Genomic DNA, 20,621 nt, shown 5'->3' on the forward strand with positions numbered 1-20,621 from the left:
AGGAAGATCCATGCGTGCATTGCGTAGCCTGACCCTGCTGTTGGCGTTGTTCGCGCCAGGCGCTTTTGCTGACGGCGTTTATCGGGTCGAAATGATCCTGGTGCGGCAGAACGCCGTGCCAGCAATCACCAGCCAGTTCGCCCCGGAAGACTGGAGCAACGGCGCCCAGGCCATTGCCGAAGGCGACTTGCGCCAACCGGCCATGACCGACGAAGCGGCCAAGCTGAGCGCCGACAATCAATACACCGTGCTGCTGCACAAAGCCTGGCAACAGGATGCCGGCACTGTCGCCATCAGTGACGGTAAAAAGCAGTTCGGGCACTTCCCTATCGAGGGCAACCTGCACCTCAAGGAAGAGCGCTTCATCAGCGTCGAGGCCAGCCTCTGGGTCAACCAGTTCGATGGCAATGGCGCGGTGATCCAGAGCGAGCAGCTCAAGCAGAGCAACAGCACGGTGAAAAACGGAGAACTGACCTTCCTTGACGGCGGCCACCTGGCCTTGCTGCTCAAGGTCACAGCCAACAGGCCAGTCAGCGCGCCCAGCCCTCAACCGGAGATGATGGAGCAGTAGCCTGATGCAAAAAAAACTGCGGCAATTGCTTGAGAATGAGGACTGGCCCTCAGCTTTCAGTGGGCGAGCGCTGGACAGAGGCTTTGAGTATGCGACCCAAGACCGCATAAAGCTCGTCTCGCTGGTACATGGCACGATCACCTCAACCTGCCGCGGTTCTGGAAACAATGTCTACACGCAGCTCATTGAGATGGAGGGGCTCGAACAAGGAGCGTTTCTCGAGGCCAACTGTAGCTGCCCGGTAGGCTTCAATTGCAAACACTGCGCTGCAGCCTTGTACTACCTGCTGGGACTGCCAGAAGAAGATACAACACCGCAGTCCGATAAAGATGATCGCCTCAGCCCGCAGTTGGAGCACTGGATCGACAACCTGGCGAAGGCCGACCTCGACACGGGAAAATCCGCAAAATCTGGCGGACGCACCCTGATGTACGCACTGGACTTGATAGCAGACGGCAAGGCATCCATTACACCGTACAAGTGCAATCGCCTCAAAGATGGCAGCTTCACGGACCTCAAACCCGTCTACTATCCGGACGAAGTCCTGCGACTGAAGCCGCGCTACTTGCAAGAGCCCGACGCCAAATTTCTGCGACTGGTGGTCGCCAGATCTCCGATCGGCACATTCAACAGCGACGTGAAACTGGAAGGGCATGAAGGCGCCGAGCTGCTCGAACTGGCCCTGGCAACCGAGCGCCTGACCCTCGCCACCAGCCGACAACCCATCACCCGAGGAGCGCCACTTGCCTGCGAGTTCCGCTGGGTGAAGCTTGACGACGATCACTACAAGGGCTGCTGGTACAGCCATGGCAAATTGCTCAAGCACGTACTGGCCTTACAGCCGCTTTATTACCTCGATGAAACCGAGGACCAGATTGGCCGCTTACGTCACAACTACGATGAAATCATTGCCTCTTATCTCGCTTCAGCACCCGTAGTCCCAGAAAGCCAGGTGGTAAAATTCAGCCATCGGATTCAGACCCTCAATCGTCAGATCCCCACCCCCAGAACATTGAGCGAAAAGATCATCGAAGGCATTACACCCACGCCCCACCTAACCTTGGGCAGCCACGAATTCAGTGCATACGTACCGCAAAGCGGCAGGATGCAGCGTCAGCACCAGCACAGGGCCGCTCTGTCATTTGTCTACGACGGTGTTCGGGCCAGTGGCCGGCATGCCAAGGAAGTCACGCGGCTCGACGGCAACACCAGTCAACGCATCCAGCGCCACCCGGAAGCCGAGAACCTGATCCGACTGACACTTCAGCGCCTGGGATTCAAGGTCGCCACGCGGCAAAGCAAAGCCCTGCCGGAAAGCGCTGGAGACCTGCTTGAACTTGCTTCCGAAGGCGCCTGGTTACGCTTCATTCTCAATGACTTGCCAGTACTACGCGAGCAGGGATGGGAAGTTGAATACACCGATGACTTCGCCTTCAATCTCGCCCAGGTAGATGACTGGTATGTCCAGATCGACGAGACCAGCGGCCGCGACTGGTTCGACCTGGAGTTAGGCATTGAGGTCAATGGTGAGCGCCTGAGCCTGCTGCCCATCCTGCTCAACGTACTGCGCAGCCATCCGGAACTACTCAATCCGGCGCAGTTGCAAAAGCGTCGAGACGATGAACAACTGCTGGTGCAAATACCCGCCCCGCCAGGCAGCGTTCGCCACAACCTGCAGGTGGCGCTCCCCTATGGCCGGCTTAAACCTGTGCTGGCGACATTGGGCGACTTCTATTTGCGAGAACCGGGCGACACCAGCCTGCGCCTGCCCACCCTCGACGCCACCCGCCTCAACGCCTTGGAAGATCTGCCACTGAGCTGGCAAGGCGGCGCCCAGGTCCGCAGCCTGGCCGAACGCCTGCGCGACATCCGCCTGCATTCGGTGCAGGCACCGGACGGCCTGAGCGCAACCCTGCGCTCCTACCAGCTCGAAGGCTTGAGCTGGATGCAAGCCCTGCGCGAGCTGGAAGTCGGCGGCATCCTTGCCGACGACATGGGCCTGGGCAAGACCCTGCAAACCCTCGCTCACCTGCTCACCGAAAAGAATGCCGGACGCCTGACCCGCCCGGCCATGGTAGTGATGCCCACCAGCCTGATTCCCAACTGGCAGGATGAGGCGGCGCGCTTCGCCCCTGGCCTGAGGGTCCTGGCCCTGCAAGGTATCGGCCGACGCAAGCACTTTGACAACTTGCAGGACTATGACCTGCTGCTAACAACCTATGCCCTGTTGCCCAAAGACCTGGAGCACTTCAAGGACCTTATGCTCCACGTGCTGATCCTCGACGAGGCGCAGTACATCAAGAGCCCGAGCAGCAAGGCCGCCCAGGCTGCGCGCCAGTTGCAGGCACGCCAGCGCCTGTGCCTGAGCGGCACGCCACTGGAAAATCATCTGGGCGAGCTGTGGTCGCTGTTCCACTTCCTGCTGCCTGGCTGGCTGGGTGACGCCAAGGCGTTCAACCGCGACTATCGGGTACCGATCGAGCGTCAGGGTAACGATGAGCGCCTGCAACACCTCAATGCGCGGATCAAGCCCTTCCTGCTCAGGCGCACCAAGGAACAGGTGGCCACCGAGCTACCGGCCAAGACCGAGATGATCCACTGGGTTGACCTCAGCGACGCCCAACGCGACGTCTACGAGACCATGCGCCTGGCCATGGACCAGAAGGTACGCGCCGAGATCACCCGCAAGGGCGTGGCGCGCAGCCAGATCATCATCCTTGAAGCCTTGCTCAAGCTGCGCCAGGTCTGCTGCGACCTGCGCCTGGTCAATAGCCAGGCTTGCACCGCCCGCGGCGCCCATTCGGGCAAACTCGCCAGCCTCATGGAAATGCTCGAAGAGCTGCTTGCCGAAGGGCGGCGGGTGCTGCTGTTCTCGCAGTTCACCAGCATGTTGCGGCTGATAGAGGCCGAGCTACAGCAACGGAACATCGCCTATGCCCTGCTGACCGGCGAGACCCGTGACCGTCGGGCGCCGGTGCAAGACTTTCAGAGCGGTCGCCTGCAGATATTCCTCATCAGTCTCAAGGCCGGTGGCGTTGGCCTGAACCTGACCGCTGCCGATACCGTGATCCATTATGATCCCTGGTGGAATCCGGCAGCCGAAAACCAGGCCACCGACCGCGCCTATCGCATCGGCCAGGAAAAGCCGGTGTTTGTTTACAAGCTGATTACCCGAGGCACGGTGGAAGAGAAGATCCAGCAACTGCAGCAGGAAAAGTCGGCGTTGGCGGCCGGGGTGCTGGATGGGCGCCAGGCGGGGGACTGGCGGTTGGCGACGGAAGATATTGACGCGTTGTTTGCGCCGCTGCCCGGTAAGCGCAAAGCGTCGAAAGCGAGTTGAATTCATCGCGGGCCAAGCCCGCGATGGGCTGCAAATCAATCTATCAGCTGAGCTTCCTTGAGCGCTCCAAGCGCCTCCAGCCACCGCGGCTGCTGGCGATAGTCGGTACGTGCAAAGCCCTGCCCGCGCATCTGTGCAATACGTGGCGAGGGCTTGACCTTCAGGCGCTGGGCCGCCGTCAGCGCCAGCTCGGCCGCCGCCCGGTCATTGCACACCAACCCCATATCACAACCGGCACTCAGCGCTGCCTCGATACGACTGGCGGCATCACCGACCACATGGGCGCCAGCCATAGACAGGTCATCACTGAAGATCACTCCATCAAAGCCCAGCTCACCGCGCAGGATGTCCTGCAGCCAGCGCCGCGAGAAGCCCGCCGGCTGGTTGTCGACCTGCGGATAGATCACGTGCGCCGGCATCACCGCCGCCAGTTGGCCACTAAGGCGCGCAAAGGGCACCAGGTCGACGGCGCGGATCTGTTCCAGGCTGCGCTCGTCGGTAGGAATGGCCACATGGGAGTCGGCCTCGGCCCAGCCATGCCCCGGAAAGTGCTTGCCGCAGGCGGCCATGCCCGCGGCATTCATGCCGCGAATAAAGGCACCGGCCAGGGTGGTGGCGCGCTGCGGGTCACCTTCGAAGGCACGACTGCCGACCACAGCGCTACGCTGATGATCCAGGTCCAGCACAGGCGCGAAACTCAGGTCCAGGCCGACCGCCAGCACTTCGGTCGCCATCAGCCAACCACACTGCTCGGCTAAATACTCGGCGTTGTCGTTATCGGCAATCGCACGCATCGCCGGCAGCCGCACAAAGCCCTGACGCAGGCGTTGGACCCGACCACCCTCCTGGTCCACAGCCAGGATCAGGTCCGGGCGAATGGCGTGGATCGAGGCGGTCAGCTCGCGCACCTGGCGCGGGCTTTCGATGTTGCGGGCAAAGATGATCAGGCCGGCCACTTCGGGCTGGCGCAAAAGCTGGCGATCTTCGGCGGTCAGCCAGGTACCGGCGATGTCCACCATCAAGGAGCCTTGCAGGCTGGCACTCATAATTGATCCTTCAGTTGACGCTGATGTGAGCCCATTGGGGGCACGCGGCTTCATCGATCTGCACCGGGCAATGCGCCGGCAGCTGGTCGAACAGGCTGAGCAAATCGGTGTTGCGCAGGCGCACGCAGCCATGGGACAACGGCACGCTCATAGGTTCACTATCGGGCGTGCCATGCAAGTAGATGTAACGACGAAAGGTGTCGACCGCCCCCAGGCGATTGAAGCCCGGCTCGCAACCGCTGAGCCAGAGAATACGCGTGAGGATCCAGTCGCGACCGGGAAATTGTGCGTGCAGTTCGGGAGACCAGGTCTCGCCGGTCCAGCGCCGCCCGCGCAGCACCGCACCTTGTGGCAGGCCTGCACCAATCTTGGCCCGCACCTGATGACGACCCCGTGGCGTGCAGCCCGAGCCATTGAGCTCACCGGCGCCATTGCGCGCGGTGGAAACCGCCAGACGCAGGCACAACTGCCCCTGGGAGAACCCGTAGAGGCATTGATCAGCGAGGGAAATGTGCAAAAAATCGAGACTGGCCATGGGGCGCTAGCTTAGCCGATGCAGCTCGCCGCGCCCAGCCGTGGCTCAGGCCTTGGCGGCGACCGGGGTGCTGCCTGACTTGCTGCGTGGGCGCAGTTGCGCGGCGGCCATCGCTTCGTCGGTGACGCCACTGTCGGCACGCATGCCGGCGGCGAGGAACGGCACCATCAGGCGCATGACCTGCTCGATCGAGGTATTGACGCCGAAATCGGTCTCGGCGATGGCGCGCAGGGCCTTGATCCCGGACATGCTGAACGCCGCGGCACCGAGCATGAAGTGCACACGCCAGAACAGCTCGATGGGCGGGATACGCGGCGCGGCCTCGTTGACCAGGAGCATGTAACGACGAAACACCTTGCCGTACATGTCTTCCAGGTAACGCCGCAGGTGACCCTGGCTCTGGCTGAAGGCCAGACCTAGCAGGCGCATGAAGATCGACAGGTCGTTGCCGCTACGCGGCTGCACCACCAACGCCTGCTCGACCAGCATTTCCAGCAGTTCTTCAAGGCTTGGCTTGTGTTCGGGGCGAGCCTGACGACGCTCCAGCTCGCGCTCAAGACTGGTGCAGAAAGGACCGAGGAAACGTGAGAAGACTGCCTGGATCAGCGCCTTCTTGGAACCGAAATGGTAGTTCACCGCCGCCAGGTTGACGCCGGCCTTGCTGGTGATCAGCCGTAATGAGGTTTCGGCAAAACCTTTTTCCGCGAACAACTGCTCGGCAGCATCGAGAATGCGTTCAACGGTTTCCGACTGGGCCATGACTACTCCGCCTGACAAACACTTGTTTGAAACATACGTTTCAAAGCAGTGATTTGTCAAGTCCGCACAGCCGCTTTGCGTCTACCCGGTCACGTATTAAATCACAGCTGCAGGCCGCAAGCTGCAAGGCATAAGAGTACCGCACCCGCTTTTTCTTGAAGCATGGCGCTTGCAGCTTGCCACTCACTGTATATAATTACAGTCACTGTATAAAAAGACAGAGCGATCGACATGCTAAAACTGACGCCACGCCAAGCTGAGATTCTGGCTTTTATCAAGCGCTGCCTGGAAGACAACGGCTTCCCGCCCACCCGTGCGGAGATCGCCCAGGAGCTGGGCTTCAAGTCGCCCAACGCTGCCGAGGAACACCTCAAGGCCCTGGCCCGCAAGGGCGCGATCGAGATGACCCCCGGCGCCTCGCGCGGCATCCGCATCCCTGGCCTTGAAGCCAAGGCCGAAGACAGCGGCCTGCCGATCATCGGTCGCGTCGCCGCCGGTGCACCGATTCTTGCCCAGCAACACATCGAAGAGTCCTGCAACATCAACCCGGCCTTCTTCCATCCCCGGGCCGACTACCTGTTGCGCGTTCACGGTATGAGCATGAAGGACGTCGGCATTGTCGATGGCGACCTGCTCGCCGTGCATACCTGCCGCGAAGCTCGCAATGGCCAGATCGTGGTCGCCCGCCTGGGTGATGAGGTTACGGTCAAGCGTTTCCAGCGTGAAGGCAGCAAAGTCTGGCTGATTGCTGAAAACCCCGAGTTCGCCCCTATCGAAGTTGACCTGAAAGAACAGGAGCTGGTGATCGAGGGCTTGAGTGTCGGCGTCATTCGCCGGTAAAGGAGGCGTCATGCAGTTCCCCCATGCACCACAGCAAGCACAATTGCCCTTGTTCGAAGCGTTCCTGGCTCAGCCAGTTCTGCCCGGACTGAAAGCCGCCAAGCCTGCGCCGCACCCTGGCGCCGCTCAGGTTTTCAGCGAGCTGTCCTTGCGCGGCGCATTGGGCAGCTGCCAGAGCCTGCTGGCCCCCATGCTGCGTGAGCTGAGCGAGTTGAGCGAAGAGCAGGACGCCCGCTGGCTGACCCTGATCGCCCCACCGGCCAGCCTGACCCAGGCGTGGCTGCGCGAAGCTGGCCTGAACCGCGAGCGCATCCTGCTGCTGCAACCGCGCGGCAACCAGAACGCCCTGCAACTGGCCTGTGAGGCTCTGCGCCTGGGGCGCAGCCATACCGTGGTCAGCTGGCTGAGCACCGTCAGCAGCAGCGCCCGCCAGCAATTGAGCAACGCCGCCCGTGCGGGAGACGCACAAAGTCTGAACATCCGCCTCGGCTGATATTCAGGATAAGTATCGGTTGGTTTCGCCAGGCTTCCTCAGGACGAGGAAGCCACGCAGGGCGATCAATGCAGGACGCGTGGCCCTTCGTCTCGCTCGACTTCGCCTTCCACCAGTTTGCCAGCCATCTGTACGCCAACACTGAGCATGGCCTTGGCCACTTCCACGTGCTGACCTTGCAGGAAAGCCTTGGCGTCCTCGGAGAAATCCAGGGTTACCAGGGAGCCTTCGTCCTCGGCACGGCGCAACTCGATCCGGCCATCAGGCAACTCGACAATTTCTAGAAAGGACGTTGGCATAAAGGGCAGTTCTCCACGAAAGGCCAGCATTGTACCAGCGACCGCCCCAATCAGCACTCACTCAAGCCCTCGCGAAAACGAACGGTCAGCCCCTTGAGGTTCTGCCGCCAGCTCTCCAACTCTTCCCGCGAAAGCGCCACCACCTCAGGCTCATCAAGGCTCACAGCCTGAATCAGAGGCTGGCTGACGTCGGTTTTTGGCGCTTTTTTCACGACCAGCGGTCGGAACAAATCGGCATAAGCGCCTAACAGTTGCGCCAGCCAGGTTTCCCGCTGCTCCGCCAACTCGACCAGCTCGGCCATTTCCGGAATCGCCACCGCTTCGAGTACTTCACGAGTCAACAGTAGCTCTGCGCGTGGCGCACCGGCCTGCGGCAAACGGTAAAACCCGGCAATCTCGTGACACAGCCCTAGCAGTGCCCCATACAAGTGGAACAATGCCGACTCGCGTTCGGCCTGAATCAAGGCCTGGGAGTTCATCGCCCGGCTTTCCTGCGCCTTGCCCAGGGCTTCGAGAGCCAGGCCTGCGAAGTAAATCTTCTGATTGGTACGGGTATAGAGTTCCTGGGCCATCTGAGTGCCCTCCGAAAGGCTGCAAGGCGGTCTTTCAATTTACACTACTGCACGCCTGAAAAGCATCGCGGGGCAAGCCCGCTTCCACAGGGAGCACCTGTGGGAGCGGGCTTGCCCCGCGATTGGATCAATAAAGATTGATCAGCGCTTGTCTTCGACCTTCCAAGCATTGCCGTCGTAGAAGGCACGCCAGCCGGTCGGCTTACCCTCGACTTCGGTCTGTACGTACTGCTCCTTGGTCTTGCGGCTGTAGCGAATCACCGCCGGACGACCGTCAGGATCCTTCTTCGGCGCTTCGCAGAGGAAGTGGTACTTGGGATCGATTTCGTCCTTGTGCGGAACGATCTCGATCACCAGCGGCGCACGCGTCTCGCGATTTTTCGGGAACTGGCTGGCAGCCAGGAACAACCCTGAAGCACCATCACGCAGCACATAGGTGTCATTGACCTTTTCGCACTTGAGTTCCGGCATCTTCACCGCATCCATCTTCGGCGGCGCTGCTTCGCCGCTCTTGAGCAGCTTGCGGGTGTTCTTGCACTCGGCATTGGTACAGCCGAAGAACTTGCCGAAACGGCCGGTCTTGAGCTGCATTTCACTACCGCACTTGTCGCACTCCAGGCTCGGCCCTTCGTACCCCTTGATACGGTAGTTACCTTCTTCGATCTCATAACCGGTGCAATCCGGGTTGTTACCACAGATGTGCAGCTTGCGCTTTTCGTCGAGCAGGTAGGCGTCCATCGCCGTGGCACAGATCGGGCAGCGATGCTTGTTGAGCAATACGCGCGATTCTGATTCACCCTCGTCGTCGGCGGCGATTTCATCGCCCGGCACCAGGTTCACGGTGGCCTTGCAACGCTCTTTGGGTGGCAGGCTGTAGCCCGAGCAACCGAGGAACACGCCAGTGGACGCGGTCCGGATCATCATCGGCCGCCCGCAATCCTTGCACGCAATGTTGGTCAGGGTCGGCTGATTGGCACGCATGCCCTTCTCGCCATCCTCAGCCAGTTTCAGCTTGTTGCTGAAATCACCGTAGAACTCATCCAGTACGTTTTTCCAGTCGCGCTCGCCCTGGGCCACGTCATCGAGGTTCTCTTCCATGCCGGCGGTAAAGCCGTAGTCCATCAGATTGGAGAAGCTCTCGGACAGGCGCTCGGTGACGATATCGCCCATCTTCTCGGAATAGAAACGCCGGTTGTGCAGGGTCACGTAGCCGCGATCCTGGATGGTCGAGATAATCGCCGCGTACGTGGAAGGACGGCCAATGCCACGCTTTTCCATTTCCTTGACCAGGCTGGCTTCGGAAAACCGCGCGGGCGGCTTGGTGAAGTGCTGGCTCGGGTCGATCTGGATCAGCTTGAGTACTTCGCCCTGGTTCATCTCCGGCAGCACGTCATCATCGCCCGGCTTGCTCTGTTGCGGCAGCACACGGGTGTAACCGTCGAACTTGAGGATACGGCCCTTGGCGCGCAGCTCGAAGTCGCCAGCGGTGACGCTGACGGTGGTCGACAGGTACTGCGCCGGTGGCATCTGGCAGGCCAGGAACTGGCGCCAGATCAGCTCGTACAAGCGCTCGGCATCGCGCTCCATACCACTGAGCTTGGTCGGGTGGGTGTTGACGTCGGAAGGTCGAATCGCTTCGTGCGCTTCCTGGGCGCCTTCCTTGCTGCCGTAGACGATCGGCGCTTCAGGCAGGTATTTCTTGCCGAACTCGCTTTCGATATAGCTGCGAGCCATTTCCACCGCATCGACCGAAAGGTTGGTCGAGTCGGTACGCATATAGGTGATGTAGCCGGCTTCGTACAGACGCTGGGCCATCATCATGGTCTTCTTCACCCCGAAGCCCAGGCGATTGCTCGCGGCCTGCTGCAGGGTAGAGGTAATGAAGGGCGCCGACGGCTTGCTGCTGGTCGGACGGTCTTCACGCTTGGCGACGGTGTAGCTGGAGGACTTGAGCTTTTCCAGCGCAGCCATGGCCTGGGCTTCGTTGAGCGGCTTGAAGGCTTCGCCCTTCTCCCGAGCCACTTCGAAACGCACCTTGGCGTCCTTTGCAGTGCCAAGGTCTGCGTGCACTTCCCAGTATTCTTCGGGGATGAACGCGCGGATCTCACGCTCACGCTCGACCACCAGCTTCACCGCCACCGATTGCACGCGACCGGCTGACAGGCCACGGGCGATCTTCTGCCACAGCAGTGGCGAGACCATGTAACCCACCACGCGGTCGAGGAAGCGACGCGCCTGCTGCGCATTGACCCGATCGATATCCAGCTCGCCCGGTTGCGAGAACGCTTCCTGGATGGCCTTCTTGGTGATTTCGTTGAACACCACACGCTTGTAGCGGCTGTCGTCACCACCGATGGCTTCGCGCAGGTGCCAGGCAATGGCTTCCCCCTCGCGATCCAAGTCGGTTGCGAGATAGATGGTGTCGGCATCCTTGGCCAGACGACGCAACTCGTCGATGACCTTTTCCTTGCCCGGCAGGATTTCGTACTTGGCTTTCCAGCCGTGGTCCGGATCGACCCCCATGCGCGCGACCAGCTGCTTGCGTGCCTTTTCTTTCGGCGACAGCGCTGGCGCTTCGCCTGCGGCGGCCTTGCCACGTTTGGCGGCAGGCTCTTTGCTGGCGCTGGCCGAACCGCTGGTGGGCAGGTCTCGGATATGGCCGATACTCGACTTCACCACGTACTGGCTGCCCAGGTACTTGTTGATGGTCTTGGCCTTAGCCGGGGATTCCACAATGACCAGCGATTTGCCCATGGATCGGAAAATTCCTGAATACTGAAAATAAAAACACGGCAGGTACCTGACGCGGCACCGCTATATATAGTGGCAACAGAGTGAGGTCAAGCGCGAGGCGTTAGCCACCCTCAGCATCTGGCCGGGAAAACAGCTCGGCTTCAGCCTTGACCAAAGCAAAGCGCGGCACTTGCTCGCCGTCAACCTCGACCGACTCCATGAACATCGAAAGTGGCCGGACCCAGAGGCCGAAATCGCCATACAGGGCTTGATAGAAGACCACCCACTCCTCGGTTTCGGAATGGCGCGCCGTACCGAACACACGATACTCAGGCCCCTTGTAATGCCGGTATACGCCTGGTTGTATCTGCATGTTGCTCACTCTCTTGAAAAAAATCCTGCAAAAACAAAAACCGGGGCACCAGGCCCCGGTTTCCACCCGCGAAACGCTTAAACGCGTTCGAAGACGGTGGTGATGCCTTGGCCCAGGCCGACGCACATGGTCGAAACACCGAAGGTCCCGCCATTCTGCTTCATGACGTTGAGCAGAGTGCCGGAAATCCGCGCACCAGAGCAACCGAAAGGATGACCCAGAGCGATGGCGCCGCCGTGCAGGTTAACCTTCTCATTCATCTTGTCGAGCACTTTCAGATCTTTCAGCACTGGCAGGGCCTGTGCAGCGAAGGCTTCGTTGAGCTCGAAGAAGTCGATATCGGTGATAGTCAGACCCGCGCGCTTGAGCGCTTTCTGAGTCGCCGGGACCGGACCGTAGCCCATGATCGCCGGATCGACACCGGCCACGGCCATGGAACGGATCACGGCCAGCGGCTGGATGCCCAAGTCCTGGGCACGCTGGGCCGACATGACGATCATGCACGAGGCACCGTCGGTGATCTGCGAGGACGTACCGGCAGTCACGGTACCCCCTTTAGGGTTGAAAGCAGGCTTCAAGGCCGCCAGGCTTTCCAGGGTGGTGTCCGGGCGAATGGTTTCGTCGTAGTCGAAGACCTTGAGGAAACCGTTCTCGTCGTAACCCTGCATCGGGATGATTTCATCCTTGAACTTGCCTTCGACCGTCGCCTTGTGAGCGAGCTGGTGCGAACGCAGGCCAAACTGGTCCTGCTGCTCACGGCTGATGCCGTGCATCTTGCCCAGCATTTCGGCGGTCAGGCCCATCATGCCCGAGGCCTTGGCGGCGTACAGCGACATGTGCGGGTTCGGATCGACACCGTGCATCATGCTGACGTGCCCCATGTGCTCGACACCACCGACGACGAAGACGTCGCCGTTGCCGGTCATGATCGCCTGTGCTGCGGTGTGCAGCGCGCTCATGGACGAACCGCACAGACGGCTGACGGTCTGGCCGGCAGCTGTGTGGGGGATCTGGGTCATCAAGGACGCCATACGGGCGATGTTCCAGCCCTGCTCCAGGGTCTGGTTAACGCAGCCCCAGATCACGTCCTCGACTTCATTAGGGTCGACCTTGGTGTTGCGCTCCAGCACCTTGCTGATCAGGTGCGCGGACATGTCTTCGGCGCGGGTATTGCGGTGCATGCCACCCTTGGAGCGGCCCATCGGTGTGCGACCGAAGTCGACAATCACCACGTCTCTTGGATTCAGGCTCATATATTCTCTCGCTCTCTATCGTTGGGCGCTTAACCGAAGAAGCTCTGACCGTTTTTGGCCATTTCACGCAGCTTCGCGGTGGGGTGATACAGCGGACCCAGATCGGCGTACTTGTCTGCCAGGGCAACGAATTCAGCTACGCCGATCGAATCGATGTAGCGCAGTGCACCGCCACGGAACGGAGGGAAACCGATACCGTAGACCAGACCCATGTCGGCTTCGGCGGCGGTTTCGACGATACCGTCTTCCAGGCAACGAACGGTTTCCAGGCACAGCGGGACCATCATCCAGTTGATGATGTCTTCGTCAGTGACTTCACGCTGCTCGTAGACGATCGGCTTGAGCACTTCGAGGACAGCCGCGTCGGCGACTTTCTTCGGCTTGCCGCGCTTGTCGGTCTCGTAGGCGTAGAAGCCCTTGCCGTTCTTCTGGCCCAGGCGGTTGGCTTCGTAGAGCGCATCGACGGCCGAACGACGGTCGTCCTTCATACGGTCCGGGAAGCCTTCGGCCATCACGTCACGGCCGTGGTGGCCAGTGTCGATACCGACCACGTCCATCAAGTAGGCAGGGCCCATCGGCCAGCCGAACTTTTCCATGATTTTGTCGATGCGCACGAAGTCGACACCGGCGCTGACCAGCTTGGCAAAACCGCCGAAGTACGGGAACAGCACGCGGTTGACCAAGAAGCCCGGGCAGTCGTTGACCACGATCGGGTTCTTGCCCATCTTCTTGGCGTAGGCAACGGTGGTGGCAACAGCCACGTCGCTGGACTTCTCGCCACGGATGACTTCTACCAGCGGCATCATGTGCACCGGGTTGAAGAAGTGCATGCCGACAAAGTTTTCCGGACGCTTGAGGGCTTTGGCCAACAGGTTGATGGAGATGGTCGAGGTGTTGGAGGCCAGGATGGCATCTTCCTTCACCTGGCCTTCCACTTCAGCCAGTACCGCTTGCTTGACCTTCGGGTTCTCGACCACCGCTTCAACGACGATGTCGACATTGGCGAAGTCGCCATAGGACAGGGTCGGGCGAATCGCGTTCAGCGCTTCAGCCATTTTTGCCGGGGTCAGGCGGCCTTTTTCAACGCGCTTGCCGAGCAGCTTGGAGGCTTCGTTCAAGCCCAGCTGGATGGCAGCTTCGTTGATGTCCTTCATCAGGATCGGGGTGCCCTTGACCGCCGACTGGTAGGCGATACCGCCACCCATGATGCCTGCACCGAGTACAGCGGCCTGCTTCACGTCGTGAGCGATTTCGTCGTGAGCCTTGGCTTTGCGCTTGAGCTCCTGGTCGTTGAGGAACAGGCCGATCAGGCTTTGTGCAACCGAGGTCTTGGCCAGTTTGGCGAAGCCGGCGGCTTCGACCTCCAGGGCCTTGTCACGACCGAAGTTGGCAGCCTTCTGGATGCTCTTGATCGCTTCGACCGGTGCCGGGTAGTTCGGGCCCGCTTGACCGGCGACGAAACCTTTGGCGGTTTCGAAGGACATCATCTGCTCAATGGCGTTGAGCTTGATCTTCTCGAGTTTCGGCTGACGCTTGGCCTTGTGATCGAACTCGCCGCTGATGGCGCGCTTGATCAGGTCCAGGGCCGCGGCCTGCAGCAGCTCGGGGGCGACCACGGCATCGACGGCGCCGACTTTCAGGGCGTCTTCAGCACGGTTTTCCTTACCGGCGGCAATCCACTCGATGGCATTGTCGGCACCGATGATGCGCGGCAGGCGCACGGTACCGCCGAAGCCCGGGTAGATACCCAGTTTGACTTCCGGCAGGCCGATCTTGGCGCTGCTGGACATCACGCGGTAGTCGGCAGCCAGGCACATTTCCAGACCGCCGCCCAGGGCAATGCCGTTGATCGCGACAACAGTCGGCACGCCCAGGTCTTCGAAGTCGCTGAAAATCCGGTTGGCTTCCAGGTTGCCGGCGACCAGTTCGGCCTCGGGCAGCTTGAAGTTATCGACAAACTCGGTGATATCCGCGCCGACGATGAACACGTCCTTGCCACTGCTGACAATCACGCCTTTGATCGATGCGTCGGCCTTGATGGTGTCTACGGCCTGACGCAATTCGTTCAGGGTAAGACGGTTGAACTTGTTGACGGACTCACCCTTGAGGTCGAACTTCAGTTCGACGATGCCGCTTTCAAGAGCCTTAACCGTGATGGCTTTACCTTCGTAAATCATCAACTGATCTCCACGATATGGAAGCTGAACTGTACACGCCGAACGCTGGTGAAAGACCCGGCCGGCCGCTGGCCGTGATTTGCCGAATCCTTGCGCCAGGCACACCCGTCAGCGCGATAGTCGGGATTCTGTAAGAGCCTTCTGACAATACAAACGCTCAATTCATACGCCCGTTTGATTTGGGTATGCACACATTCAACGAAAAGACCGCCGTTGTCAAATCCCCAAAAGCGGCGTGAAAACGCGACTTTGCGGTCATTTTCCGCTGACCACGGGCAAACCTCGGCATCGGTGATCGAACCGTATTCACGTCAGCAATAGTGGTTAAAGGCTTACACGCACAAACGCAGGATCTACGCCTACTGGGTGTAATGAAAAGGGGCACGAAAAACTGCGGGTAGCAGGGAGCCCGCTACACTGGAAAGGAATCAAGACTTATACCGGCCTGCCTGGCCCGCCTGCCCGATGCGTATATCGGGCTTTTTATCGAGCGTGATCAGGCCAGGGCTTTCAACACTGCAGCAATATCCTGCAATACAGCCGTTTCACCACGCTCCCCCCAATAGAGAGCAACCATCTGCGGGCCCGCTTCGACCTTGAAGACGTTTTCAGGCAAGCGGGCAAGATGCTCTGCATGCACAGGATCGCTACAAGGCTCACGCCATTGGTTAAGCCAGGTGCCCGGGGTGGTTTGCCAGTAACTCCAGCTGTCTACCCTGCCCTGGCGCCGCGGCCGCACGTACTGCGCGCAGGGGCTTGGCGGCTCCTTGGGCAACCAGTGCGGCCACTGCTGAGGCGCCAGTTGCATATTCAAGCCCATGCGCCGCGCTTCCATGCGCAGGGCCATCCGACCACTCTGGTTGCGTGAAGGACGCAACCAGGCCAAAGGGCTGAGAATCAGCGCAAGGATTGACACCACTACCCAGACCGTCATATCTGTTGTTCCCATAAAGCTTTGCAAATGAGCTGGTTAGCCGAGGTTTCAAGCGATCAGCCTGAAACCGACCATACTTGAACTACCGCGACTGTCAGGAGAGCCTCCCATGCCCTACGAACATATACTGGTTGCCGTCGACCTGACCGAAGAATGCGACCCGGTCATCAAGCGCGCCCGCGAACTGGCCATATCCGGCAGTACCAAGGTTTCCCTGGTGCACATCGTCGAGCCGATGGCCATGGCTTTTGGCGGGGACGTGCCGATGGACCTGTCCCAACTGCAACAGCAACAGTTCGACCAGGCCAAGGAGCGCATGGATCGCCTGTTCAACAAGTACCCGGAAATCAACCGCGGCGATTCGCACCTGACCTACGGCCAGCCACGCCAGGAAATCCACCAACTGGCCAAGGACCAGCAGTGCGACCTGATCGTGGTTGGCAGTCACGGCAGGCACGGCTTGGCACTGTTGCTAGGTTCTACCGCCAACGACGTACTGCACGGCGCGCCCTGCGATGTGCTTGCCGTACGCCTGCTGAAAAAAGAGTAACCAGGGCAGCCCGGCGCAGGCTGCGCCGGGCCCCTCCCCTTAGCTGTCGAGTTCGGCCCAGCGCTCTACCAGCACATCGAGCTCGGCCTGCAACTGCTCCAGACGCGCCAGCACCGCGGACGTCTGGTCGATCGGGCGCTGGTAGAAGGCCGGATCGGAAATCTCTTCCTGCACCGCCGCCATCTTCTGTTCCAGTTCGTCGATCTGACCCGGCAAGGCTTCCAGTTCGCGCTGCAGTTTGTAGCTGAGCTTCTTTTTCGGCGCCTCAGCAGTTGCTGGCGCGGCTACCGGTTCAGGCGCTACGGCTTCGACCACTGCAGTATTGAGTTCCGATTTGCCCGACTTGCTCTCGGTGACACCGAGCAACTTCGGCGAACCGCCCTGGCGGATCCAGTCCTGGTAACCGCCGACGTACTCGCGCACCTTGCCCTCGCCTTCAAAGACCAGGGTGCTGGTGACCACGTTGTCGAGGAAGGCCCGGTCGTGGCTGACCATCAGCACGGTGCCTTTGAACGCCGAGAGCACCTCTTCGAGCAGTTCGAGGGTTTCCACGTCGAGGTCGTTGGTCGGTTCGTCGAGCACCAGCAGGTTGGCCGGCTTGCTGAACAGTTTGGCCAGCAGCAGACGCGCACGCTCACCACCGGACAACGCCTTGACCGGGGTACGGGCACGCTGCGGACTGAACAGGAAGTCGCCCAGGTAGCTCAGCACGTGACGGTTCTGGCCGTCGATTTCGATAAAATCGCGACCTTCGGACAGGTTGTCGATCACGGTCTTTTCCAGGTCCAGCTGATGGCGCAGCTGGTCGAAATAGGCCACTTCCAGGCGCGTGCCGGACTCGATCTTGCCACTGGTAGGCTCAAGACCGCCGAGCATCAGTTTGAGCAAGGTGGTCTTGCCGGTACCGTTGGCGCCGAGCAGACCGATGCGGTCTTCGCGCTGCAGGACCATGGAGAAGTCCTTGACCAGCTGCGGGCCGCCCGGATGGCTGAAGCTGACGTTTTCCAGGACCATGACCTGCTTGCCGGATTTCTCCGCAACGTCGAGCATGATATTGGCCTTGCCCTGGCGTTCACGGCGCTCGCTGCGCTCAACGCGCAGGGCCTTGAGGGCGCGCACGCGGCCTTCGTTGCGGGTGCGTCGAGCCTTGATGCCCTGACGAATCCAGACTTCTTCCTGGGCCAGCTTCTTGTCGAACAGCGCGTTGGCGGTTTCTTCGGCGGCCAGTGCGGCTTCCTTGTGCACCAGGAAGCTGGCGTAGTCGCCGTTCCAGTCAATCAAGCCGCCGCGATCCAGTTCGAGGATACGCGTGGCCAGGTTCTGCAGGAAGGACCGGTCGTGGGTGATGAACAGCACGGCGCCACCGAAACCACTGAGGGCATCTTCGAGCCAGGCGATCGCGCCGATATCCAGGTGGTTGGTCGGTTCGTCGAGCAGCAGCAGATCTGGCTCGGACACCAGTGCCTGGGCCAGCAGCACGCGGCGGCGCCAGCCACCCGAAAGTTCGGCCAGGGTCTTGTCGGCTGGCAGTTGCAGGCGGCTCAGGGTGCTGTCGACCAGTTGCTGCAGGCGCCAGCCATCACGCGCTTCCAGGTCGTGCTGGACGTGCATGAGCTTTTCCAGGTCGGCATCGGTATGGATGTTCTGGCTCAGGTGGTGGTACTCGGCCAACAAGGCGCCGACACCGTCGAGGCCTTCGGCGACCACATCGAACACCGTGCGCCCGTCTGCTACCGGCAGCTCCTGCGGCAGCTCGCCGATCTTCAGCCCAGGCGCGCGCCAGACCTCGCCTTCATCAGGCTTCTGGTCACCCTTGACCAGGCGCAGCATGCTCGACTTGCCTGTACCGTTGCGGCCGATGATGCACACCCGCTCACCACGGGCGATCTGCCAGGACACCTTGTCCAACAACGGCATGGCGCCGAACGCAAGGGACACATCGCTTAATTTGAGCAGGGTCATGATCTTCTCCAAAAACCGGGCGCGCATTCTACCCGACTTGGGCCTGCTTCACATTAAGCAGGCGCTCCTACAGACAGATCCGCCGACAGACCGCTTGATTACAACTCGATACAAGCACAATGCTTTCATCCGCCTACGGCAAACGGCTAAGCTAAAGCAACGTAATCCAACAGTGCTGGCCTCGCCGTCACTTTTCATGGTCAATCTGCCCGGAAGTCTCATGCGCAGCCGCCTGTTCAACCTAGTTTCCTGCCTGCTTCTCTCGGCCTCCGCGGCCAGCGTCGCCCAGGCCACCGATATCACCGTGCAGCGCCAGTACTACGACGAGGCCAAGCGCGCCCTGGCCAAGGGCGACAAAGGTCCGTACCTGCGTTACGCCCAGGCGCTGAGCGACTATCCGCTGACGCCCTACCTGGCCTACGACGAACTGACCGCGCGCCTGAAAACCGCCAGCAATGCGGAGATCGAGAAATTCCTCGCCACCCATGGCGACCTGCCCCAGGCCAACTGGATGAAGTTGCGCTGGTTGCGCTGGCTGGCCGAGCGGGGCGAGTGGGACACCTTCAGCCGCTATTACGATCCGAAGCTGAACTTCACCGAACTCGACTGCCTCAATGGTCAGCGTCAGCTGATCCAGGGCCAGCGCGCCGAAGGTTATGCCTCGGCAGAAAAACTGTGGCTGGTGGGCAAGTCCCAGCCCGCCGCCTGTGATGCCTTGTTCGAGCGCTGGGCAGCTGAAGGGCAACTCAGCGAGCGCAAGCGCTGGGAGCGCACCAAGCTGGCAGCCCAAGCCCGCAACTATGCCCTGGCCAACAGCCTGACCAAAACCCTCTCCACGCTGGCACCTCAAGGTCGCTTGCTGGTTGAGGTGGCACAGAAGCCACAGCTATTGAACCAGCCAGGTCGTTTCGTACCGGTCAACGAGGCCATGTCCGATGTGGTCAGCTTGGGCCTGCGCCGCCTGGCGCGCCAGGATCCGGAGCGGGCCATGAGCCTGCTGGACGACTACGCCAATCGCATGCATTTCTCTCGCGACGAAAAAGTCGCCATCGCCCGCGAAATCGGCTTGACCCTGGCCCGCCGCTACGACCCGCGGGCCCTGGAGCTGATGACCCGCTACGACCCCGAGCTGCGCGACAACACCGTCACCGAATGGCGCCTGCGTCTGCTGCTGCGCCTGGGTCGCTGGGAAGATGCCTATGAACTGACCAAGCGCCTGCCCCAGGACCTGGCCAGCAGCAATCGCTGGCGTTACTGGCAAGCGCGCAGCCTTGAATTGGCGCAACCACAGAACCCGCAGATCCCGTTACTGTACAAAACCGTGGCCCGCGAGCGTGACTTCTATGGCTTCCTTGCCGCCGACCGGGCGAAAACGCCTTATCAGCTGAACAATAAGCCACTGGTGCTGAGCAAGGCCTTGATGAACAAGGTTCGCAACACACCGGGCATCCGTCGTGCTCTGGAGTTCCATGCCCGCGGTCAAATCGTCGACGGTCGCCGCGAGTGGTACCACGTCAGCCGTCACTTCAGTCGCGACGAAATGGTGGCCCAGGCTCGCCTGGCCTATGACATGCGCTGGTACTTCCCAGCGATTCGTACCATCAGCCAGGCGCAATACTGGGACGACCTGGATATCCGCTTCCCCATGGCCCACCGCGATACCCTGGTGCGCGAAGCCAAGGTTCGCGGCCTGCACTCAAGCTGGGTGTTCGCCATTACCCGCCAGGAAAGTGCCTTCATGGAGGATGCCCGTTCCAGCGTTGGCGCCAGCGGCCTGATGCAACTGATGCCGGCCACCGCCAAGGAAACTGCGCGCAAGTTCAGCATCCCGCTGGCCTCCCCGGCCCAGGTGTTCAACCCGGACAAGAACATCCAGCTTGGCGCGGCGTACCTGAGCCAGGTGCACAGTCAGTTCAACGGTAATCGGGTGCTGGCTTCGGCTGCCTATAACGCAGGCCCGGGCCGTGTGCGACAATGGCTGCGCGGCGCCGACCACCTCAGCTTCGATGTCTGGGTGGAGTCGATTCCGTTCGATGAAACCCGTCAGTATGTACAGAACGTACTGTCCTACTCGGTGATCTACGGACAGAAGCTCAATTCGCCGCAGCCGCTGGTGGACTGGCATGAGCGGTATTTTGATGATCAGTAGTTGAATGCAACCGCAGGGCAAGCCCACAGTGGGAG

General features: G+C 60.7%; 17 protein-coding genes. 6 read left to right on the forward strand and 11 right to left on the reverse strand.

Going from position 1 to position 20,621, the window contains the following annotated elements; genetic code table 11:
* The first annotated feature begins 10 nt into the window (after window positions 1–10).
* Window positions 11–571, forward strand: a complete 561-nt coding sequence (locus tag ACRESH_RS01315) for a CsiV family protein (RefSeq protein WP_431740228.1) — start codon at window positions 11–13, stop codon at window positions 569–571.
* A gap of 4 nt (window positions 572–575) precedes the next feature.
* Entirely contained in the window at window positions 576–3,911 is a 3,336-nt protein-coding gene (locus tag ACRESH_RS01320) for an SNF2-related protein (RefSeq protein ID WP_431740229.1), read from the forward strand.
* A 35-nt stretch (window positions 3,912–3,946) separates the two neighbouring features.
* Here the strand turns inward: ACRESH_RS01320 and nagZ are convergent, their stop codons facing one another.
* From nagZ to psrA, 3 genes are read right to left on the reverse strand one after another with little or no spacing between them, the layout of a single operon-like run.
* The gene (gene nagZ / locus ACRESH_RS01325) at window positions 3,947–4,945 is read right to left on the reverse strand and encodes a beta-N-acetylhexosaminidase (RefSeq protein ID WP_431740276.1); all 999 of its coding nucleotides are present in this window, start codon (window positions 4,943–4,945) and stop codon (window positions 3,947–3,949) included.
* Window positions 4,946–4,967: 22 nt separating this feature from the next.
* The gene (locus ACRESH_RS01330; protein WP_431740230.1) at window positions 4,968–5,492 is read right to left on the reverse strand and encodes a L,D-transpeptidase family protein; all 525 of its coding nucleotides are present in this window, start codon (window positions 5,490–5,492) and stop codon (window positions 4,968–4,970) included.
* Window positions 5,493–5,537: 45 nt separating this feature from the next.
* Window positions 5,538–6,251: a transcriptional regulator PsrA gene (psrA, locus tag ACRESH_RS01335; protein ID WP_431740231.1), complete on the reverse strand. Its 714-nt coding sequence runs from the start codon at window positions 6,249–6,251 to the stop codon at window positions 5,538–5,540.
* Between the two features lie 231 nt (window positions 6,252–6,482).
* Between psrA and lexA the strand changes: the two genes are divergently transcribed.
* Complete coding sequence (gene lexA / locus ACRESH_RS01340; protein WP_431740232.1) at window positions 6,483–7,091, forward strand: transcriptional repressor LexA; 609 nt, start codon at window positions 6,483–6,485, stop codon at window positions 7,089–7,091.
* A gap of 10 nt (window positions 7,092–7,101) precedes the next feature.
* On the forward strand, window positions 7,102–7,584 hold the full coding sequence (sulA, locus tag ACRESH_RS01345) for an SOS-induced cell division inhibitor SulA (protein WP_431740233.1): 483 nt from the start codon (window positions 7,102–7,104) through the stop codon (window positions 7,582–7,584).
* 65 nt (window positions 7,585–7,649) lie between these two features.
* On the opposite strand, the gene ACRESH_RS01350 is transcribed toward sulA, so the two are convergent.
* The 7 genes from ACRESH_RS01350 to ACRESH_RS01380 form a co-directional block, all read right to left on the reverse strand.
* Complete coding sequence (locus ACRESH_RS01350; RefSeq protein WP_400173038.1) at window positions 7,650–7,883, reverse strand: hypothetical protein; 234 nt, start codon at window positions 7,881–7,883, stop codon at window positions 7,650–7,652.
* 50 nt (window positions 7,884–7,933) lie between these two features.
* Window positions 7,934–8,455: a DUF6586 family protein gene (locus ACRESH_RS01355; RefSeq protein ID WP_431740234.1), complete on the reverse strand. Its 522-nt coding sequence runs from the start codon at window positions 8,453–8,455 to the stop codon at window positions 7,934–7,936.
* A 141-nt stretch (window positions 8,456–8,596) separates the two neighbouring features.
* On the reverse strand, window positions 8,597–11,209 hold the full coding sequence (topA, locus tag ACRESH_RS01360; RefSeq protein WP_431740235.1) for a type I DNA topoisomerase: 2,613 nt from the start codon (window positions 11,207–11,209) through the stop codon (window positions 8,597–8,599).
* A 100-nt stretch (window positions 11,210–11,309) separates the two neighbouring features.
* The gene (locus tag ACRESH_RS01365; RefSeq protein WP_431740236.1) at window positions 11,310–11,561 is read right to left on the reverse strand and encodes a DUF1653 domain-containing protein; all 252 of its coding nucleotides are present in this window, start codon (window positions 11,559–11,561) and stop codon (window positions 11,310–11,312) included.
* A gap of 77 nt (window positions 11,562–11,638) precedes the next feature.
* Window positions 11,639–12,814, reverse strand: a complete 1,176-nt coding sequence (gene fadA, locus ACRESH_RS01370) for an acetyl-CoA C-acyltransferase FadA (RefSeq protein WP_431740237.1) — start codon at window positions 12,812–12,814, stop codon at window positions 11,639–11,641.
* 29 nt (window positions 12,815–12,843) lie between these two features.
* Window positions 12,844–14,991 (reverse strand): fatty acid oxidation complex subunit alpha FadB, encoded by a 2,148-nt coding sequence (gene fadB, locus ACRESH_RS01375; RefSeq protein WP_431740238.1) that lies wholly within the window; start codon window positions 14,989–14,991, stop codon window positions 12,844–12,846.
* Between the two features lie 496 nt (window positions 14,992–15,487).
* Entirely contained in the window at window positions 15,488–15,925 is a 438-nt protein-coding gene (locus ACRESH_RS01380) for a hypothetical protein (RefSeq protein ID WP_431740239.1), read from the reverse strand.
* Window positions 15,926–16,034: 109 nt separating this feature from the next.
* On the opposite strand from ACRESH_RS01380, the gene ACRESH_RS01385 reads away from it, so the two are divergent.
* Window positions 16,035–16,475 carry a universal stress protein gene (locus ACRESH_RS01385; protein ID WP_431740240.1) on the forward strand — a complete coding sequence of 147 codons (441 nt, stop codon included), beginning with the start codon at window positions 16,035–16,037 and terminating at the stop codon, window positions 16,473–16,475.
* A gap of 39 nt (window positions 16,476–16,514) precedes the next feature.
* Here ACRESH_RS01385 and ACRESH_RS01390 read toward each other — a convergent pair whose 3' ends face one another.
* Window positions 16,515–18,437, reverse strand: coding sequence for an ATP-binding cassette domain-containing protein (locus ACRESH_RS01390; RefSeq protein WP_431740241.1), 1,923 nt, complete (start codon window positions 18,435–18,437; stop codon window positions 16,515–16,517).
* 220 nt (window positions 18,438–18,657) lie between these two features.
* Here ACRESH_RS01390 and ACRESH_RS01395 point away from each other — a divergent pair, with 220 nt between their 5' ends.
* The gene (locus tag ACRESH_RS01395; RefSeq protein ID WP_431740242.1) at window positions 18,658–20,586 is read left to right on the forward strand and encodes a transglycosylase SLT domain-containing protein; all 1,929 of its coding nucleotides are present in this window, start codon (window positions 18,658–18,660) and stop codon (window positions 20,584–20,586) included.
* The last annotated feature ends 35 nt before the right edge of the window (window positions 20,587–20,621 follow it).

This window comes from Pseudomonas sp. (assembly GCF_050739775.1).
Classification (GTDB): domain Bacteria; phylum Pseudomonadota; class Gammaproteobacteria; order Pseudomonadales; family Pseudomonadaceae; genus Aquipseudomonas.

What these genes read in the sequence shown, in the direction of transcription:
- ACRESH_RS01385 (WP_431740240.1), top strand. Translation starts at nt 16,035, where the DNA reads ATGCCCTACGAACATATACTGGTTGCCGTCGACCTGACCGAAGAATGC.
- ACRESH_RS01390 (WP_431740241.1), bottom strand. Translation starts at nt 18,437, where the DNA reads ATGACCCTGCTCAAATTAAGCGATGTGTCCCTTGCGTTCGGCGCCATG.
- ACRESH_RS01395 (WP_431740242.1), top strand. Translation starts at nt 18,658, where the DNA reads ATGCGCAGCCGCCTGTTCAACCTAGTTTCCTGCCTGCTTCTCTCGGCC.
- psrA (WP_431740231.1), bottom strand. Translation starts at nt 6,251, where the DNA reads ATGGCCCAGTCGGAAACCGTTGAACGCATTCTCGATGCTGCCGAGCAG.
- ACRESH_RS01380 (WP_431740239.1), bottom strand. Translation starts at nt 15,925, where the DNA reads ATGACGGTCTGGGTAGTGGTGTCAATCCTTGCGCTGATTCTCAGCCCT.
- ACRESH_RS01355 (WP_431740234.1), bottom strand. Translation starts at nt 8,455, where the DNA reads ATGGCCCAGGAACTCTATACCCGTACCAATCAGAAGATTTACTTCGCA.
- ACRESH_RS01350 (WP_400173038.1), bottom strand. Translation starts at nt 7,883, where the DNA reads ATGCCAACGTCCTTTCTAGAAATTGTCGAGTTGCCTGATGGCCGGATC.
- ACRESH_RS01365 (WP_431740236.1), bottom strand. Translation starts at nt 11,561, where the DNA reads ATGCAGATACAACCAGGCGTATACCGGCATTACAAGGGGCCTGAGTAT.
- ACRESH_RS01330 (WP_431740230.1), bottom strand. Translation starts at nt 5,492, where the DNA reads ATGGCCAGTCTCGATTTTTTGCACATTTCCCTCGCTGATCAATGCCTC.
- lexA (WP_431740232.1), top strand. Translation starts at nt 6,483, where the DNA reads ATGCTAAAACTGACGCCACGCCAAGCTGAGATTCTGGCTTTTATCAAG.
- ACRESH_RS01315 (WP_431740228.1), top strand. Translation starts at nt 11, where the DNA reads ATGCGTGCATTGCGTAGCCTGACCCTGCTGTTGGCGTTGTTCGCGCCA.
- ACRESH_RS01320 (WP_431740229.1), top strand. Translation starts at nt 576, where the DNA reads ATGCAAAAAAAACTGCGGCAATTGCTTGAGAATGAGGACTGGCCCTCA.
- sulA (WP_431740233.1), top strand. Translation starts at nt 7,102, where the DNA reads ATGCAGTTCCCCCATGCACCACAGCAAGCACAATTGCCCTTGTTCGAA.
- topA (WP_431740235.1), bottom strand. Translation starts at nt 11,209, where the DNA reads ATGGGCAAATCGCTGGTCATTGTGGAATCCCCGGCTAAGGCCAAGACC.
- fadB (WP_431740238.1), bottom strand. Translation starts at nt 14,991, where the DNA reads ATGATTTACGAAGGTAAAGCCATCACGGTTAAGGCTCTTGAAAGCGGC.
- fadA (WP_431740237.1), bottom strand. Translation starts at nt 12,814, where the DNA reads ATGAGCCTGAATCCAAGAGACGTGGTGATTGTCGACTTCGGTCGCACA.